The sequence below is a fragment of the Microbacterium sp. LEMMJ01 genome, from assembly GCF_002114135.1.
Classification (GTDB): domain Bacteria; phylum Actinomycetota; class Actinomycetes; order Actinomycetales; family Microbacteriaceae; genus Microbacterium.
This window is the reverse complement of record NZ_NCTV01000021.1, coordinates 139,936-156,165: the sequence shown is the minus strand read 5'-3', so window position 1 is coordinate 156,165 and position 16,230 is coordinate 139,936. Positions and strand designations below refer to the sequence as shown.

The 16,230-nt window shown below is 71.8% G+C and carries 17 protein-coding genes; 11 read left to right on the top strand and 6 right to left on the bottom strand.

From position 1 onward, the window contains the following. The 8 genes from B7W94_RS05825 (at position 1) to msrA (ending at position 7,452) form a co-directional block, all read left to right on the top strand. A complete protein-coding gene (locus B7W94_RS05825; RefSeq protein ID WP_085605230.1) occupies positions 1–2,052 on the top strand; it encodes a dipeptide/oligopeptide/nickel ABC transporter permease/ATP-binding protein in 2,052 nt (683 codons plus the stop codon). Beyond that, entirely contained in the window at positions 2,049–2,849 is an 801-nt protein-coding gene (locus B7W94_RS05820) for an ABC transporter ATP-binding protein (protein ID WP_025102788.1), read from the top strand. Before B7W94_RS05825 ends, B7W94_RS05820 begins: the two co-directional genes overlap by 4 nt. Before the next feature lie 15 nt (positions 2,850–2,864). Beyond that, entirely contained in the window at positions 2,865–3,809 is a 945-nt protein-coding gene (locus tag B7W94_RS05815; protein WP_085605228.1) for a dihydrodipicolinate synthase family protein, read from the top strand. After that, the gene (locus B7W94_RS05810) at positions 3,809–4,741 is read left to right on the top strand and encodes an ROK family protein (protein WP_085605226.1); all 933 of its coding nucleotides are present in this window, start codon (positions 3,809–3,811) and stop codon (positions 4,739–4,741) included. Before B7W94_RS05815 ends, B7W94_RS05810 begins: the two co-directional genes overlap by 1 nt. Then, positions 4,738–5,424 (top strand): N-acetylmannosamine-6-phosphate 2-epimerase, encoded by a 687-nt coding sequence (locus B7W94_RS05805; RefSeq protein ID WP_085605224.1) that lies wholly within the window; start codon positions 4,738–4,740, stop codon positions 5,422–5,424. The genes B7W94_RS05810 and B7W94_RS05805 overlap by 4 nt, the downstream gene beginning before the upstream one ends. Beyond that, a complete protein-coding gene (locus B7W94_RS05800) occupies positions 5,421–6,338 on the top strand; it encodes a DUF4862 family protein (protein WP_172400072.1) in 918 nt (305 codons plus the stop codon). The genes B7W94_RS05805 and B7W94_RS05800 overlap by 4 nt, the downstream gene beginning before the upstream one ends. 107 nt (positions 6,339–6,445) lie before the next feature. Continuing rightward, positions 6,446–6,913 (top strand): peptide-methionine (R)-S-oxide reductase MsrB, encoded by a 468-nt coding sequence (gene msrB / locus B7W94_RS05795; RefSeq protein WP_062637836.1) that lies wholly within the window; start codon positions 6,446–6,448, stop codon positions 6,911–6,913. Continuing rightward, positions 6,910–7,452 carry a peptide-methionine (S)-S-oxide reductase MsrA gene (gene msrA, locus B7W94_RS05790; RefSeq protein ID WP_025102782.1) on the top strand — a complete coding sequence of 181 codons (543 nt, stop codon included), beginning with the start codon at positions 6,910–6,912 and terminating at the stop codon, positions 7,450–7,452. Before msrB ends, msrA begins: the two co-directional genes overlap by 4 nt. A gap of 87 nt (positions 7,453–7,539) precedes the next feature. Here the strand turns inward: msrA and B7W94_RS05785 are convergent, their stop codons facing one another. The 5 genes from B7W94_RS05785 to B7W94_RS05765 form a co-directional block, all read right to left on the bottom strand. After that, positions 7,540–8,340 (bottom strand): alpha/beta fold hydrolase, encoded by an 801-nt coding sequence (locus tag B7W94_RS05785; protein WP_139833270.1) that lies wholly within the window; start codon positions 8,338–8,340, stop codon positions 7,540–7,542. Between the two features lie 117 nt (positions 8,341–8,457). Next, positions 8,458–9,927 (bottom strand): catalase, encoded by a 1,470-nt coding sequence (locus tag B7W94_RS05780; protein ID WP_025102780.1) that lies wholly within the window; start codon positions 9,925–9,927, stop codon positions 8,458–8,460. A 64-nt stretch (positions 9,928–9,991) separates the two neighbouring features. Next, positions 9,992–10,411 carry a Fur family transcriptional regulator gene (locus B7W94_RS05775; protein ID WP_025102779.1) on the bottom strand — a complete coding sequence of 140 codons (420 nt, stop codon included), beginning with the start codon at positions 10,409–10,411 and terminating at the stop codon, positions 9,992–9,994. A 69-nt stretch (positions 10,412–10,480) separates the two neighbouring features. After that, positions 10,481–11,398 carry a J domain-containing protein gene (locus tag B7W94_RS05770; protein WP_025102778.1) on the bottom strand — a complete coding sequence of 306 codons (918 nt, stop codon included), beginning with the start codon at positions 11,396–11,398 and terminating at the stop codon, positions 10,481–10,483. Between the two features lie 65 nt (positions 11,399–11,463). Next, on the bottom strand, positions 11,464–12,117 hold the full coding sequence (locus B7W94_RS05765) for an IMPACT family protein (RefSeq protein ID WP_085605220.1): 654 nt from the start codon (positions 12,115–12,117) through the stop codon (positions 11,464–11,466). A 133-nt stretch (positions 12,118–12,250) separates the two neighbouring features. Between B7W94_RS05765 and B7W94_RS05760 the strand changes: the two genes are divergently transcribed. The 3 genes from B7W94_RS05760 to B7W94_RS05750 all read left to right on the top strand — a co-directional run bounded on the left by B7W94_RS05760 (position 12,251) and on the right by B7W94_RS05750 (position 14,646). Continuing rightward, the gene (locus tag B7W94_RS05760; protein ID WP_085605359.1) at positions 12,251–13,495 is read left to right on the top strand and encodes a sensor histidine kinase; all 1,245 of its coding nucleotides are present in this window, start codon (positions 12,251–12,253) and stop codon (positions 13,493–13,495) included. After that, positions 13,492–14,115 (top strand): response regulator, encoded by a 624-nt coding sequence (locus tag B7W94_RS05755; protein ID WP_085605218.1) that lies wholly within the window; start codon positions 13,492–13,494, stop codon positions 14,113–14,115. The genes B7W94_RS05760 and B7W94_RS05755 overlap by 4 nt, the downstream gene beginning before the upstream one ends. A gap of 78 nt (positions 14,116–14,193) precedes the next feature. Further along, complete coding sequence (locus tag B7W94_RS05750) at positions 14,194–14,646, top strand: DUF2871 domain-containing protein (RefSeq protein ID WP_085605216.1); 453 nt, start codon at positions 14,194–14,196, stop codon at positions 14,644–14,646. A 3-nt stretch (positions 14,647–14,649) separates the two neighbouring features. On the opposite strand, the gene cycA is transcribed toward B7W94_RS05750, so the two are convergent. Then, positions 14,650–16,119 carry a D-serine/D-alanine/glycine transporter gene (cycA, locus tag B7W94_RS05745; protein WP_051582169.1) on the bottom strand — a complete coding sequence of 490 codons (1,470 nt, stop codon included), beginning with the start codon at positions 16,117–16,119 and terminating at the stop codon, positions 14,650–14,652. Between the last annotated feature and the right edge of the window lie 111 nt (positions 16,120–16,230).

The following is a 16,230-nucleotide window of genomic DNA, read 5'->3' as shown; positions in this document are numbered from 1 at the left end:
ATGCGACGCAGACTCACGGAACGGCTCTCCGTCCCCGGCCTCCGCTGGGGCCGCCTCTCCCTCGGCTCGGTCATCTGCCTCGCCGTGCTCGCGATCATCGCGCTCGCCGCGATCCTCGCTCCGCTGATCTCGCCGTACGACCCGCTCGCCTCCGGCCCGCCGGTGCAGCCGCCGAGCGGGGAGCACTGGTTCGGCACCGACCGGCAGGGTCGCGACATCTTCTCCCGACTGGTCTACGGCGCGCGCTACTCCCTCGTGATCGGGCTCGGGGCCACCCTCGTCGCCCTCGCGGTCGCCTGCGTCCTGGGCACGATCGCCGCGACCGCGCCGAAGTGGATCTCCGAGACCCTCATGCGCGTCATGGACGTGATCATGTCGTTCCCCGGCATCGCGCTCGCCGCGGTGTTCGTGGCGGTGTTCGGCAAGTCGTTGCCGGTGCTCGTGCTCACGATCGCATTCCTCTACGTGCCGCAGCTGACCCGCATCGTCCGCGCGAACATCCTCGACCAGTACGGCGAGGACTACGTCTCGGCCGTCCGCGTGATGGGCGCGGGGACCCCGCGGATCATCGTGCGGCACGTCGCCCGCAACGCCATGGCACCCGTGCTCGTCTTCGCCACGGTGCTCGTCGCCGACGCGATCGTGTTCGAGGCCTCGCTGTCGTTCCTGCAGGCCGGTGTGCCGGACCCCGAGCCGTCCTGGGGCAACGTGATCGCCGCGGGGCGCAACCTGCTCATGAGCGGAGCCTGGTGGGCGACCTTCTTCCCCGGCATCCTCATCATGATCACCGTGCTGTGCCTCAACATCCTGTCCGAGGGGATGACCGACGCCATGGTCTCGCCGCGCGCCAGGAAGATCACCGCCGACGCCGCGAACACGGAGGAGTCGACGCACGACCTGGAGGAGGCCGCCGCCCCGGACGACACCCACGTCATCCCGACGGTCGACACCGCGGTCAACCTCTCGGTGCCCAGCGGTGTGCCCGACGTGCTCGTGCCCACCGCGGAGACGGTGCCGCTGGCGGAGCGCCTCGCCGAGCTGCGCGTCCGCGAACTCTCCCGTACCGATCGCCTGGTCTACACGGGAGACGCCGTGCCGCTGCTCGAGGTGCAGGACCTGTGCATCTCCTTCCCGCGCCACGGCGACGTCGACGTGGTCGACCACGTCAGCTTCACCGTGCGCCCCGGCGAGACCATGTCGCTCGTGGGGGAGTCGGGGTGCGGCAAGTCCATCACCTCGCTGGCGATCATGGGGCTGCTCGATCCGAAGGCCGACATCCGCGGGCGCATCCTGTTCGACGGGAAGGATCTGCTGCGGATGACGCCGAAGGAGCGCAACGCGCTGCGCGGCCACGACATCGCGATGATCTACCAGGACGCCCTGAGCTCGCTGAACCCCGCGATGCTGATCCGCGCGCAGATGAAGCAGCTCACCTCCCGCGGCGGCACCCGCACGGCCGAGGAGCTGCTGGAGCTCGTCGGTCTCGATCCGAAGCGCACGCTCGCCTCGTACCCGCACGAGCTCTCGGGCGGCCAGCGGCAGCGCGTGCTCATCGCGATGGCCCTGACCCGCGACCCGCGGCTGGTGATCGCCGACGAGCCCACCACGGCCCTCGACGTGACGGTGCAGGCGCAGGTCGTGGAGCTGCTCATGCGGCTGCAGCGCGAGCTCGGGTTCGCACTGGTGTTCGTCTCGCACGACCTCGCCCTCGTCGCCGAGCTCTCGCACCGGATCACGGTGATGTACGCGGGCCAGGTCGTGGAGCAGGGCACCACCCGCGAGGTGCTCACGCAGCCCGTCCACGAGTACACCCAGGGCCTGCTCGGGGCGGTGCTCTCGATCGAGGCCGGCTCCGACCGCCTGCACCAGGTGTCCGGTGTCGTCCCCTCCCCGCGGGACTTCCCGCAGGGCGACCGCTTCGCGCCGCGCTCCGCGGACCCCGCCCGGTACGCCGGAGTGGAACCCGTGCGGCGGCACATCGACGGCACCGAGCACTACTACTCCGCGCATCCTGCCGATGCGCCCGTCGAACCGATCGGAGCAGGACGATGAGCGAACCCGTCATCCAGCTGCAGGACGTGCGCGTCCGCTACCGGGCCCGCAGCTCGTCGTTGTTCCGCCCGCACTACGTCGACGCGCTCGCCGGGGTCTCGCTCACGGTCCGCCGCGGACAGACGCTGGGCATCGTGGGCGAGTCCGGCTCGGGCAAGTCCACCTCCGCGAAGGTGCTGATCGGCCTCGAGAAGCCCACGAGCGGTCAGGTCGTCTTCGACGGGGAGACGGTGCGCTCCTTCACCCCCGCGGTGCGCAAGCGCCTGGGGCGCATCCTCTCCGTGGTCTTCCAGGACCCGGCGACGGCTCTGAACGCCCGCATGACTGTGCGGGACGCGCTGCTGGATCCGCTGCAGGTGCATCGCCTCGGCTCCCCGGCGAGCCGGGAGCGCAAGGTGCGCGACCTCATCGGGCTCGTGGGGCTGCCGTCGTCGGCGCTGGAGGCGCTGCCCAGCCAGCTCTCCGGCGGCCAGCGGCAGCGCGTCGCGATCGCCAGGGCCCTCGTCCTCGACCCCCAGGTCATCGTGGCGGACGAGCCGACCTCGGCCCTCGACGTCTCCGTGCGCGCGCAGATCCTGAACCTGCTGACCGACCTGAAGCAGCAGCTCGGGCTCGGCATGGTCTTCATCTCCCACGACATCCAGACCGTCCGCTACCTCTCCGACGAGATCGCGGTGATGAACAAGGGCCGCGTCGTCGAGCACGGCGACGCCGCCCGGGTCTTCGACGCCCCCGCCGACCCCTACACCCGCACGCTGTTGGGCGCCGCGCCCTCGCTGCTCGAACCCCACCACTGAAAAGACGGAACACCTATGCCTTCCCCCGCTCCCGCCCTGTCGTTCTCCGGCGTCGTCCCGCCGGTCGCCACCCCGCTGCTCCCCGACGGGACGATCGACCACGCGTCGCTCACCCGCCTGGTCGAGCGCCTGATCGGGGAGGGCGTCTCCGGACTGTTCGCGCTCGGCTCCACCGGGGAGACGGCGTACTTCACGGACGACCAGCGCGTCGAGCTGCTGCAGACGATCGTCGCCGCGAACGCCGGACGCGTGCCCGTCATCGCCGGCGCGATCGAGCTCACGGCCCCGCGCATCATCGAGACCGCCCGCCGGCTCGTCGCCGCGGGCGCGCAGGCGATCGTGACCACCGCGCCGCTGTACACGCTGAACTCCCCGGCCGAGGTCGCCGCGCACTTCCGGACGATCGCCGCCGCGATCGACGTGCCGCTCTGGGCCTACGACGTGCCGGTGCGGGTGCACTCCAAGCTCGGCATCGACCTGCTCGTGCAGCTCGGCCGGGAGGGCGTGATCCAGGGGGTGAAGGACTCGTCCGGCGACGACGTCGGGTTCCGCCGACTGATCGCGGCGAACGAGGCCGCCGGTCGCCCGCTGCAGCTGCTCACCGGACACGAGGTCGTGGTCGACGCGATGGCCCTCGTCGGTGCCGCGGGGGTCGTCCCGGGCCTGGCGAACGTGGAGGCCGCGGGCTACGTGCGCCTCTGGGAGGCCGCGCAGCGCGGTGACTGGGCGACCGCCCGGGCCGAGCAGGAGCGCATCAACCGGCTCTTCGACATCGTGTTCCAGCCGCAGGGGCTGTCCGGCGACGCCACCGGTGTCGGGGCGTTCAAGGCGGCGATGCACGCGCGCGGCATCATCGACCACGCGGCGATGGCCGACACGGTGGAGCCGCTCTCCCCGGAGGCCGTCGCCGGCATCCGCACGATCCTCGACGAGCTCGGTCTGCTTCCGGTCGCCGTCTGATGCGCGAGGTCGTCCTCGCCGTCGACATCGGCGGCACCAAGACGGCCGCGGCGCTCGCCGATCGGGCGGACGCGCTGCTGCGCACCGCCGCGGCGCCGACCCCCGCGAGCGCGGGACCCGCCGCCGTCGTGGCGACCGTCGCCGCGCTCGCGGAGGAACTGCTCGACGAGGAGTCCGCGCTGGCGGGCGTCGGCATCGGCACCGCGGGCGTGGTCGACGCGCGGACGGGGACGATCGTGTCGGCCACCGATACCTTCGCCGACTGGCCGGGCACCCCGCTGGCCGCCCTGATCCGGGAAGCCCTTGCGGATCGCCTCCCCGCCGATGCGCCGGTCGCCGTGCAGAACGACGTCGACGCGCACGCCGCGGGGGAGCACCGGCACGGAGCCGCCGCCGGAGCCGCGAGCGCCCTCGTCGTCGCCGTCGGCACCGGCGTCGGCGCGGGCGTCATCCTCGACGGCCGTCCGGTGCGCGGCGCCCATCACGTGGCGGGCGAGCTCGCGCATCTCCCGATCCCGGGTGCCGCGCACCTCCGCTGTCCCTGCGGGCGGAACGGACACCTCGAAGCCCTCGGCTCCGGCATCGGCCTGCACCGGCACTACCTCTCGCTCGGCGGCGACCCGGCGCTGCGCGATGCGCGCGGGGTCGCCGTCGCGGCCAGCGCGGGGGACCCGCTCGCCGCCCGCGCCATCCAGGACTCCGCCGCCGCCGTCGGCCGCGCGCTCGCGGGAGCCGCGACCCTCCTCGACCCGGAGCGGATCGTCGTCACCGGCGGCGTGCCGCGCATCGGCGAGCTGTGGTGGGACTCCCTGCGTGCGACCTTCCACGCGGACGCCATCGACGCCCTGCACGACACCCCCATCCTGCCGGGAACCCTCGGCGACGACGCGCCGCTGCGAGGAGCCGCGGCATCCGCCTGGAGGCGACCATGACACCGACCCCCATCCTCGAACGCCTGCGCGGCGGCCTGATCGTCTCCTGTCAGGCCTACCCCGGGGAGGCGATGCGCGACCCGCGGACCATGGCGCAGGTCGCCGACGCCGCCCTCGTCGGCGGTGCCGCCGGGATCCGCGTGCAGGGGATCGACGACATCCGCGCGGTCGCGGACCTCGCGGTGCCGATCATCGGACTGTGGAAGGACGGCGATGCCGACGTCTTCATCACGCCGACGCTGGAGCATGCCGTGGCCGTCGCCGACGCGGGCGCCGACATCGTGGCGATCGACGGCACCCGACGCCCGCGGCCCGACGGCCGGACCCTCGCGGAGACCATCGTCGGGCTGCGCGCGCATTCCGACGCGCTCATCATGGCTGACTGCGGTTCGCTCGACGACGCGATCGCCGCCGAAGCCGCGGGCGCCGACATCCTCGGCACGACCCTGTCCGGCTACACCGGGGAGCGTCCGAAGAGCGACGGCCCCGACCTCGAGCTCATCGGCCTCATCGCGGCACGCTGCACGCGCCCGATCGTCGCGGAAGGGCGCATCCACACCCCGGCGCACGCCGCCGCCGCGATCGCCGCGGGGGCCTACGCCGTGTGCGTCGGCACGGCCATCACCCATCCGGCCACCATCACGTCGTGGTTCGCGCGGAGTCTCGCCGAGGCCCGTCCGTGACCCCCGTGCTCCTCAGCGCCTATCCGCTGTCGCCCGCGCACGCCCGGTGGGATCCGGCGCTGGAGGCCGCGCTGCTGCCGGAGCTCTGCGCGCTCCCCGGGGTGACCGGGCTCGAGGTGCCGTGGATGGGGGCGGTCCATCCGCACGACCCGTCCTGGTTCCTCGGCCAGGTACCGGGCGTGCCCCTCGCGGTCACCCCGGTGCCTTTCGTGATGCGGCGGCTCGGGGAGGACCCGTCGTATGGCCTCGCCTCACCGCAGGCGGAGGGGAGAGCCGCGGCGGTGGCGGATCTGCGGCGCGTGGCGGACGACGTCGCGCGGCTCACCGCCGAGAGCGCCCCATCGGTCGCGGTGGTGATGCTGCACACCGCGCCCCGCGGGAGGGGAGACGGGGACGCGCTCGCCCGGTCGCTGGAGGAGGTCGCGGCGTTCGACTGGAGCGGAGCCCGGCTCGTCATCGAGCACTGCGACGCCGCCGTCCCGGGGCAAACGCCCGAGAAGGGGTTCCTCCCGCTCGCTGCCGAGATCGCGGCCATCCGGTCCGCCGACGCCCCGGTCGGCCTCTGGCTCAACTGGGGGCGGTCGGCGATCGAGCTGCGAGACGCGGACGCGGTGACCGCGCAGATCGCCGACGCCGCGGCCTCGGGGCTGCTGACCGGGCTCGCGTTCTCCGGGGCCGCGCCGGTCGAGAGCCCGTACGGCCCCGCCTGGGTGGACGCGCACCTGCCCATCGCGGAGGCCCATCCCGCGTCCGCCTCGCTGCTCGACGCGGCACACGTCCGCGCGGGGCTCCGCGTCGCGGGCGACGTGCCCTGGCTCGGCCTCAAGGTCGCGCGACGGCCGGAAGATCGCACGGTCGCGGAGATCGTCCGCACCGCGGAACGGAACCTCGCCGTCGTCCGGGACGCGGGCTGAGCGCGAGAAACTCTCAGCCCGCTCCCAGCCCCGCGGGACCAAAACGGGCTCGTCCCTGGTTCTCCTCAGTGACGCCGCAGCCAGCGGCGTCGGACAAGGAGCCACTCATGTCGAACGACTACGGCAGGACCCCCGAGGCTGTCAGCGGTCTCACGAACCTGCAGTACGAGGTCACGCAGCAGGACGCCACCGAGCCGCCCTTCCGCAACGCCTACTGGAACAATCACGACGACGGCATCTACGTCGACGTCGTCTCCGGGCAGCCGCTGTTCTCCTCCCGGGACAAGTACGACAGCGGCACCGGCTGGCCGAGCTTCACGCGCCCGATCGACGCCGACGCCGTGACCACGAAGACCGACCGCACGCTGTGGATGACCCGCACCGAGGCGCGGTCGTCCGGCGCCGACAGCCACCTGGGACACGTCTTCGACGACGGACCCCGCGCCGAGGGCGGCCTGCGCTACTGCATGAACTCGGCGGCCCTCCGCTTCATCCCGGCGGAGGATCTCGAGAAGGAGGGGTACGGTCGCTACAGCCCCCTCTTCACCACCCACACCTCTGAGGAGCAGTCATGACCGACACCGGAACCATCACCCGCACCCCCGGGACCGAGACGGCCGTCCTCGCGGGCGGCTGCTTCTGGGGCATGGAAGACCTCATCCGCCGTCAGCCCGGGGTGATCGACACCCGTGTGGGCTACACCGGCGGGGAGAACGACCACGCGACCTACCGCAACCACCCCGGTCACGCGGAGGCCGTGGAGATCGTCTTCGACCCGAGCGCGACGACCTATCGCGACATCCTGGCGTTCTTCTTCCAGATCCACGACCCGTCGACGCTGAACCGCCAGGGCAACGACATCGGGTCGAGCTACCGGTCGGCGATCTTCCCGCTCACCCCCGAGCAGGAGCAGGTCGCCCGGGACACGATCGCCGACGTCGACGCCTCCGGGCTGTGGCCAGGGAAGGCCGTCACGACGATCGAGCCCGCCGGTCCGTTCTGGGAGGCCGAGCCCGAGCACCAGGATTACCTGATCAAGTACCCGAACGGCTACACGTGCCACTTCCCCCGCGCCGGCTGGGTCCTCCCGAAGCGCGAGGACGCCACCGCCTGATCCCCGAGACCCCGCTTTCCCGCCGAGACCCCCTCCTGCACGCGGGTGTAGGAGGGGGTCTCGGCGCGTAGACGGGGTCTCGCGGGGTCAGGACTCGGCGAAGAAACCGAGCGCGGCCTCCTTGAAGTCGCGGGAGCCGGGGGCGTTGAAGTGGTGGCGGTTCGGGAGCTCGACGAAACGGGCATCGGGAGCCGCGGCCGCCAGCGCCCGGGAGCCCTCGATGATCGCGTCCTTCGATCCCGTCGCGAACAGCAGCGGCACGACCGGGGCGTCCGCGGGATCGGGATCGATCGTGCCGGAGCCCCGAAGTCCCTCGGCCAGGGCGATGAGCGCGCGCAGATCGTTCCCGGGCACCCGCTCGGTCAGCGCGATGTAGTTCTGCGTCGTGCGGTCCTCCACCGGGGTGCCGTCCGTGATGTACGCGCGCACCTGGTCGAGGTCCAGACGCGCGAGGGGGATGCCGTCGGGGACCCCGCCCAGGACCGCCCGGCCGATCCGATGCGGGAGCTCGCGGGCCACCTCCCACCCCACCCGGGCGCCGAGCGAGTAGCCGAGGTAGAACGCGTCGTCGACGAGGTACGTGTCCATGACGGTCTCGACGTCGGTCACGAGGTTTCGGATGGCGTAGGCGTCGGACTCGTGCGGCTTGTCGCTCTGCCCGTGGCCCCGCTGGTCGAGTGCGAGCACGCGGTACCCGGCCCTGGTCAGCTCGCGCACCCAGCCGGTGAGCACCCAGTTGTCGCGCGCGCCCGAGGCGAAGCCGTGCACGGTCACCACGACGGGGGCGTCGAGCTCCCCCCACGTGTACGTCGCCAGTCGTGTGCCGTCCGCGGCGTAGACGTGCTGCGGGTCGGGCATCTCGGTGAGGTCGGAGAGGGGAACAGCCACCCCACCATCCTCCCCCCACTCCTCCCTTCCCTGGCGCCGAGACCCCGGTTACACGCCGAAACCCCCTCCCCGCGGTGTCGCGGAGAGGGGGTTTCGAGGAGAACCCGGGGTCTCGGGTCAGACGCGGTCGCGCAGAGCGGCGCCGAGCTCCGCGTCCACGTTCGTCCAGTACTGGAAGAAGCGCTCGCGGATGGCGTCGACCGTGATCGAGCGGCCCTGACCGGTCAGGACCTCCAGGAAGCGGGCGCGCTGCGGGCCGTCGAAGACCTCGCGGTACAGCGTGCCGGCCTGACCGAAGTCGTCGTCCTCGGCGTGCAGCGTCGCGGCGGAGCGGGTGAGCTCGCCGTCCGCCGACCAGTTCACCTCGATGCCCTTCGCCGGGTCGGCCGCGGGGCCACCGGGGGTCCCGAAGGAGTTCGGCTGGTAGGTGCGGTGCGCGGCGTCGTTGTACTGGTACCGCATCGAGCCCTCGTGCTGGTAGTTGCGGGTCTCGGCGGCGTGCGGCTGGTTGACCGGCAGCTGGTTGTAGTTCGCGCCGATGCGGTGACGCTGGGCGTCCGGGTAGGCGAACATGCGGCCCATGAGCATCTTGTCGGGGGAGATGCCGGTACCGGGCACCTGATTCCCCGGCGCGAAGCCGGCCTGCTCGATCTGCGCGAAGAAGTTCTCCGGGTTGCGGTTCAGGGTCAGCGTGCCGACCTTGATGCGCGGGTAGTCCTTCTTCGAGATCGTCTTGGTGAGGTCGAAGGGGTTGAAGCGGTAGTCCTTGGCCTCGTCGTACGGCATGATCTGCACGTACAGGTCCCACTTCGGGAAGTCGCCCTCGGCGATCGACTGGAACAGGTCGCGACGGTAGTGGTCCGCGTCGGAACCGGCCAGCTGCTCGGCCTCCTCCGGGCTCATCGCCTCGACGCCCTGGTGCGAGATGAAGTGGTACTTCACCCAGAACACCTCGCCCTCGGCGTTGATCCACGAGTAGGTGTGCGAGCCGTAGCCGTTCATGTGACGCCAGCTGCGGGGCAGGCCGCGCTCGCCCATGAGGTAGGTGACCTGGTGGGCGCTCTCGGGCGAGAGGGTCCAGAAGTCCCACTGCATGTCCGCGTCGCGCAGGCCGGAGTCGCCGAGGCGCTTCTGCGAGTGGATGAAGTCGGGGAACTTGATGGCGTCGCGGAGGAAGAACGTCGGGGTGTTGTTGCCGACGATGTCGAGGTTGCCCTCGGTCGTGTAGAAGCGCAGCGAGAACCCGCGGACGTCGCGCCAGGTGTCGGGCGAGCCCTGCTCACCGGCGACGGAGGAGAAGCGGAGGAGGGTCTCCGAGGTGGCGCCCGGCTGGAACACGGCCGCACGCGTGTACTTCGAGACGTCCTCGGTGACGACGAACTCGCCGAACGCGCCGCCGCCCTTGGCGTGCGGGTTGCGCTCCGGCACCCGCTCGCGGTTGAAGGAGGCGAGCTTCTCGACCAGGTAGTGGTCGTGCAGCGCGGTGGGGCCGTCGGGGCCCACGGTCAGCGAGTGCGTGTCGCTCGCGATCGGCGCTCCGGCCTGCGTCGTCGTGGCCGGACGGCCCGCGTCGGTGGGGTTGGTCATGGTCTTCTCCTTCTCCGCGCGGACATGCCGAACGGACCCTCGGGGAGGGGATCGGTGGATGCGCCTACGCGGCGTTCTGGCAGCTGGGGCAGAGGCCCCAGAAGGTGACTTCAGCTGTCTGCACGGTGAAGCCCCCCGTCGAGGACGGGGTGAGACACGGCGCCTCGCCGACGACGCAGTCCACATCGCCGACCGCACCGCAGGAGGTGCAGACGACATGGTGGTGGTTGTCGTCGATGCGCCGCTCGTACAGCGCCGCGGAGCCTGCCGGTTCGATCCGGCGGATGAGGCCCGCCGTCGTCAGGTCCGCGAGGATGTTGTGCACCGACTGGATCGACGTGGTCGGAAGCACGTCGGACACGGCGCGGTACACCCGCTCCGCATCCGTGTGGGCCATGGAGCCGAGAGCCTCGAGAACGGCGACGCGGCCCGCAGTCGCACGCAGCCCGGCGTCGCGCAACGCCGAGTCGAGTTCCGTCTCCATGCCCTCGACTCTACACGTGTTTTGAGTGATTCAAAAGAGCATGCCGGGATGCCGGGCGCGTCGCCGCCGTCAGACGAAGCGGACCGTCTGCTGCAGACGGGTGCGGACATCGAACAGCTCGTTGCCGCCGATGGCCCGCGCCCCGGGGACGCCCTGCCGCAGGACCATCGCCAGCGCGCTGCGACGCACCACCACGACGGGGACCCCGCGGTTGCTGCCGAGCGGGGTGACCGCCTGGGCGAGGTCGTCGTCGGGGAGCACCACGATCGCCCCGCCGAACTTCACCTTCGCGGCCTTCGCCACCGCGCGCATCCGGGCGAGAGCCGCGGTGACGGGGGCCCGCGTGCCGAGGCTCGGGCCGGTGATCTCCCCGCGGCGGAACCCCACGACCCCGCCGAAGTCCTCGGACATGACGCCGTAGAGGCCGGACGGGCTGAGCACCACGTGGTCGAGCTTGTCCTCGGGGGTCTGTCCGGCGGCGACGTCGTGCCAGACCGTGAAGCCCATGCCGAGGTCGGAGACCGTGCGGGCCGTGGCCTCCTCCGCCAGCGCGTCGGCGAGCAGCCGCCGGAGCTCCCGTGGGGCGGCGCGCACGAGGGCCGGGGCGTACGGGTCGGGGACCTCGACCCCGTGACCTGCCCACTCGCGGATCAGGGAGAGGTAGCGTTCGCGGCGCCAGCCCCCGGGGTGCCCGTAGGAGCGGGCGCGCGGCCGGGTGTCGGTGCGCACCGTCGGGGGACGCCAGCCGCTCCATTCGCCGCCGTCGTCGGTCAGGCCTGCGCGGCGGTCGTACGCGGCGCGGTCCTCCGCGGTGCCGATGAGCTCCCACGCGCGCTGGACCTGGATGAACACGGCCGCGTCGCCGCCGGTGTCGGGGTGGGTCTGCCGCAGTCGCAGCCGATACGCCCGCCGGAGCTCGGCGTCGTCGACGGCCGGATCCACGCCGAGGATCTCGTACGGCGAGGCCGAGAGCGGACTGTCGAACATCGCTCTCCTTCCGCGACCGCGGCGTCCAGGATATCCGTCGGACGGTGTGCGGCCGCCGGGAGGCCTCAGTCCGCGACGTCGACGATCCGCTCGATCCCGGCCACCGGGGCCACGGCGCCGCCGGACGCGGCGGCGAGGTCGGCGGTCAGGCGCGGAAGCGCGGCGGCGGGCACCCACAGCTCGAGCTGGGCGGAGGCCCCGTAGGTCGGCGTGCCGAGCGTGGCCCCGTGCGACGTCGCCCAGTCGCGGAGCAGGTTGTCGTAGCGGCCGGCCTCGGCGTGCGGGACCTCGACGGTCGCCTGGGTGAGCGCCGCGCGACGGACGAGTGCGGCATGGTCGAGCGTCTCGGACACCGCGGTGGAGTAGGCGCGGATGAGGCCGCCCGCCCCGAGCTTCACCCCGCCGAAGTAGCGGGTGACCACCGCGACGACGTCCGTGAGGCCGCGGCGCCGGAGGACCTCGAGCATCGGGACGCCGGCCGTTCCGGAGGGCTCGCCGTCGTCCGAGGAGCGCGCCTGATCCCCGTGCAGACCGGTCACCATCGCGGTGCAGTTGTGGTTCGCGTCCCAGGCGCGCTTCCGGATCGTCGCGATGACGGCTTCGGCCTCGGCCACCGTCGACACCGGTGCGACGTGCGTGAGGAAGCGCGACTTGCGGATGACGAGCTCGTGGTCGACGGCTGCCGCGATCGTCGCCGGGAACGGGTGCGGTGTCGACATCGGCCCCACGATACCTCCGTTCGAATCGCCTGATTGGTCCCAAATCCGGGCCGGATGCCGCCAATCGGGCGATTCGAACGGGGTCGACCGAACGATGGAGGCGCACACCGGCCCGGCGGACGAGAATGTCAGCATGCCGACCGGAGACACCGCCGAGACCGACCACCCGGCAGGGCGGACGGGAGCACGCACGCGCTCCTGGGGGCGCCTGGTCACGTCGCTCCGTGTCGGCCAGGCCGTCATCACGGTCGTGCTCACCGTGGTCGGCGTCGTCCGCTCCCTCGCCGACGGGGTCCCGGTGCCGTGGCTGCTCGCGACCGCCCTCGCCTTCCTCGGCTGGTACGGCGGCGGACTCCTGCTCTCCTCCCGCACGGACGACCGGGCACTCGCCGCCGGCTGGCTGCTGGGGCTCACGGCCATCTGGCTGGGGGCGGTCGCATTGTCGCCGGAGTTCGTGTGGCTCGCGTTCTCGCTGTGGCTGCTCGCCGGCTTCCTGCTGCGACTGCGATGGGCTGTGCTGCTCAGCGTCCTCATCCTCGCCGTCGTGATCGTCGCGCCGCTGCTGCACACCGGGACGACCACCTACGCGAACGTGATCGGGCCGCTGGTGGGCGGCATCTTCGCCCTCGGGATCTCCCGCGGCTACCTGGAGCTCGTCCGCGACGGGCGGGAGCGGCGGCGACTCATCGCGTCCCTCGTCGCGACGCAGCAGGAGATGGCGGCCCTCCAGGACGAGCTCGCCCGGACCCAGCGGGAGTCCGGCGCCGCCGCCGAGCGCACCAGGGTGTCGCGCGACATCCACGACACGGTCGCCCAGAGTCTGTCGTCCATCGTCCTGCTGGCGCGGTCGGCGGCCGAGCACGAGGACGGCCGGGAGCGGGCGCTCGGGCAGATCGGGGCGCTCGCCGCGGAAGGGCTCGCCGACGCCCGACGCATCGTCGACGACCTCATGCCCGCCGAGCTGGACGGCTCCGCGCTGAGCGACGCCCTTGCCCGGATGCTCGAGCGCCTGACCGCCGAGACCGGGATCGCGGCCACCTTCCATGCCGACGAGGATCTGCCCGCACTCGGCCTCGACGCGGAGGTCGCCCTGCTGCGGACGGCGCAGTCCGCGCTCGCCAACGTGCGCAGCCATGCCGGCGCCACTCGGGTGGTGGTGACGCTCGCGGACGCCGGCGACGCGGTGCGGCTGGACGTGGTCGACGACGGTCGCGGCTTCGACCCGTCGCGGCTGGACTCGGCGGGGCCCGGCGGCGGCTACGGCCTGCGGGCGATGCGCGCCCGACTGCGCGAGCTCGGCGGCGGTCTCGACGTGGAGAGCGCCCCCGGCGACGGCACCGCGCTGTCGGCCCACCTCCCCCTCGGAGGTCGGTCGTGACCCCCGTGCGGATCCTGCTCGTCGACGACCACCCCATCGTGCGCGCCGGCGTGCGCTCGCTGTTCGACCGCCGCGACGACGCCGAGGTCGTGGGCGAGGCCGCGTCGGGGGAGGAGGCGGTCGTGCTCGCCCGGCACCTGCGTCCCGACGTCGTCCTCTGCGACCTGCGGCTGGGGGCCGGCATGGACGGCGTGCAGACGACGGCGGCGCTCCGGGCGCTCGACCCGGCACCGGCGGTGCTCATACTCACGACGTTCGACCGCGACGCCCAGATCCTCGGCGCGATCGAGGCGGGGGCGGCGGGATATCTGCTCAAGGACATCGACCCGGAGGACATCGTCCGGGCCGTGCGACAGGCCGCGTCGGGCGGGCAGGCGCTGACGCCGGAGCTCACGGCGCGCGTCGGCCGCGCCCTCCGCGCCCCGCGGGTGAAGCTCACGGGGCGCGAGCTCGACGTGCTCCGGCTGCTCGACACCGGGGCCTCGAACCGGGAGATCGCGAAGGCGCTGTTCGTCACGGAAGCGACGGTGAAGACCCACCTCGTGCACGTCTTCGAGAAGCTCGGGGCCGACAGCCGCGCGAAGGCGGTCGCGATCGCCAGGGAGGCCGGTCTGCTCTGACGCCCGCGGTCTCAACCGTTCGATGGATCCGCGGCGACGGCCCCACGGCGAGGCTGGAGGCAGACAGAAAGGACTCCCATGCGCAGGCTCTTCACCGCCGCGTTCGCCTCCATGCTGGTGGGCGTCGCCTCCGGACTCTTCTACCGCGAGTTCACCAAGATCAACGGCTTCCCGGAGGGGGCGCCGACGCAGCTCGGACTCGTGCACACGCATCTGCTCGTGCTGGGCTTCGTCGTCTTCCTCGTGGTGATGCTCCTGGAGAAGGCTTTCGCGCTCTCCGAGAGCCGCCTGTTCGGCTGGTTCTTCTGGACCTACACCGCCGGGCTCGTGCTGACCTCGGCGATGCTCGTCTGGCACGGCTGCCTCACGGTGCTCGGCGAGGAGTCGACGAAGATGATCGCCGGCATCGCGGGCGTGGGGCACATGCTGCTCGCCGCCGGCATGGTGCTGCTGTTCCTCGCGCTCCGCCCCCGCGTCTTCGCCCCGAAGGTCGCGGCCGCACAGCCCGCGACCCTCGAGTCGGTCGCCTGACGCTCAGTCGGCCGGGATCGTGTCGTCGCGCAGGTACGCGATGTGCGCGGCGTGGCGCTCCAGGTGGTGCGGCGACTTCCGCACGAACAGCCAGGCGACGATGAGGATCGCGAACCAGATCGGTGTCACGAGCAGGGCGATCAGGGTGTCCGGCTGAGTGGTCAGCGCCCAGAGGATGAACAGGAAGAACGCGAGCACCACGAACACCATGAACACGCCGCCCGGCATCTTGAACGCCGAGGTCGCCGCCTTCTCCGGACGCCGGCGCCGGTACACGAGGTAGCTGCAGAGGAAGATCGTCCACACGAACATGAAGCACACGGCCGACACCGTGGTGACCATCTCGAACGCCGTGCCGATGTCCTTGCCCGCGTAGAGCAGCACGACGCCGGACAGCAGCAGGATGCAGGACAGGAACAGGGCGTTCTGCGGCACGCGGCGCTTCGAGAGCCGGCCGAAGAACCGGGGGGCGTCGCCGTCCTGCGCCAGCCCGAAGACCATGCGCGAGGTGGAGTAGATGCCGGAGTTCGCGCTGGACATCGCGGAGGTCAGCACCACGAGGTTGACGACGGTGGCGGCGATGCCCAGTCCGGCGAGGGCGAACATCGCGATGAAGGGGCTCTCGCCGGCGACGTACTCGGTCCACGGCGTGACGGACATGAGGATGATGAGCGCGCCCACGTAGAACAGCAGGACCCGGATCGGGATGGCGTTGATGGCCTTAGGAAGGTTGCGCTTCGGGTCCTTCGTCTCCGCGGCGGCCGTGCCGACGAGCTCGATCCCGACGAACGCGAACACCGCGATCTGGAAGCCGGCGACGAAGCCGAGGAAGCCGTGCGGGAACATGCCGCCGTGCTCCCACAGGTTGGCGAAGCTCGCGGTGCCGGCGTCGTGCGAGAAGCCGGTGAGGATCATGACGAGACCGGTCACGATGAGGGCGACGATCGCGACGATCTTGATGAGCGCGAACCAGAACTCCATCTCGCCGAACGCCGCGACGGTGGGCAGGTTGAGCGCCAGGAGGATCACGACCACGAGGAGGCCGGGGATCCACAGCGGGATGCCGGGGATGAGCGCATCGGTGTACCCCGCGATCGCGATCACGTCGGCCACGCCCGTGACCACCCAGCAGAACCAGTACGTCCAGCCGGTGAAGAAGCCCGCCCACGGGCCGAGCAGGTCGCTCGCGAAGTCGCTGAACGACTTGTACTTGAGGTTCGACAGCAGCAGCTCGCCCATCGCCCGCATGACGAAGAACAGCATGAACCCGATGATCATGTAGACGAAGATCACCGAGGGGCCGGCGACGGAGATCGTCTTGCCGCTGCCCATGAACAGGCCGGTGCCGATCGCCCCGCCGATCGCGAGGAGCTGGATGTGCCGGTTGCTGAGCGCGCGCCGCAGGTGCTCCTCGCCTCCGGCTGCGGTCTGCCCCTGGCGGATGGCCCCCGTGTCTTCCTTCGTCACGCTCATCTCCTCCGGTCGTCCTCGACTGATGCAGAGTAACCACCGGGGCCCGCTCGTCCGAAATCGACCCCCCGGCGACGGCAATCCGGCCCGGGGTGTTCCGTTCGCCCGAAACGA

Bases quoted from the DNA above. Each gene is read 5' to 3' on its own strand.
- B7W94_RS05825 (WP_085605230.1), top strand. From the start codon at position 1: ATGCGACGCAGACTCACGGAACGGCTCTCCGTCCCCGGCCTCCGCTGG.
- B7W94_RS05820 (WP_025102788.1), top strand. From the start codon at position 2,049: ATGAGCGAACCCGTCATCCAGCTGCAGGACGTGCGCGTCCGCTACCGG.
- B7W94_RS05815 (WP_085605228.1), top strand. From the start codon at position 2,865: ATGCCTTCCCCCGCTCCCGCCCTGTCGTTCTCCGGCGTCGTCCCGCCG.
- B7W94_RS05810 (WP_085605226.1), top strand. From the start codon at position 3,809: ATGCGCGAGGTCGTCCTCGCCGTCGACATCGGCGGCACCAAGACGGCC.
- B7W94_RS05805 (WP_085605224.1), top strand. From the start codon at position 4,738: ATGACACCGACCCCCATCCTCGAACGCCTGCGCGGCGGCCTGATCGTC.
- msrB (WP_062637836.1), top strand. From the start codon at position 6,446: ATGTCGAACGACTACGGCAGGACCCCCGAGGCTGTCAGCGGTCTCACG.
- msrA (WP_025102782.1), top strand. From the start codon at position 6,910: ATGACCGACACCGGAACCATCACCCGCACCCCCGGGACCGAGACGGCC.
- B7W94_RS05780 (WP_025102780.1), bottom strand. From the start codon at position 9,927: ATGACCAACCCCACCGACGCGGGCCGTCCGGCCACGACGACGCAGGCC.
- B7W94_RS05775 (WP_025102779.1), bottom strand. From the start codon at position 10,411: ATGGAGACGGAACTCGACTCGGCGTTGCGCGACGCCGGGCTGCGTGCG.
- B7W94_RS05770 (WP_025102778.1), bottom strand. From the start codon at position 11,398: ATGTTCGACAGTCCGCTCTCGGCCTCGCCGTACGAGATCCTCGGCGTG.
- B7W94_RS05765 (WP_085605220.1), bottom strand. From the start codon at position 12,117: ATGTCGACACCGCACCCGTTCCCGGCGACGATCGCGGCAGCCGTCGAC.
- B7W94_RS05760 (WP_085605359.1), top strand. From the start codon at position 12,251: ATGCCGACCGGAGACACCGCCGAGACCGACCACCCGGCAGGGCGGACG.
- B7W94_RS05750 (WP_085605216.1), top strand. From the start codon at position 14,194: ATGCGCAGGCTCTTCACCGCCGCGTTCGCCTCCATGCTGGTGGGCGTC.
- cycA (WP_051582169.1), bottom strand. From the start codon at position 16,119: ATGAGCGTGACGAAGGAAGACACGGGGGCCATCCGCCAGGGGCAGACC.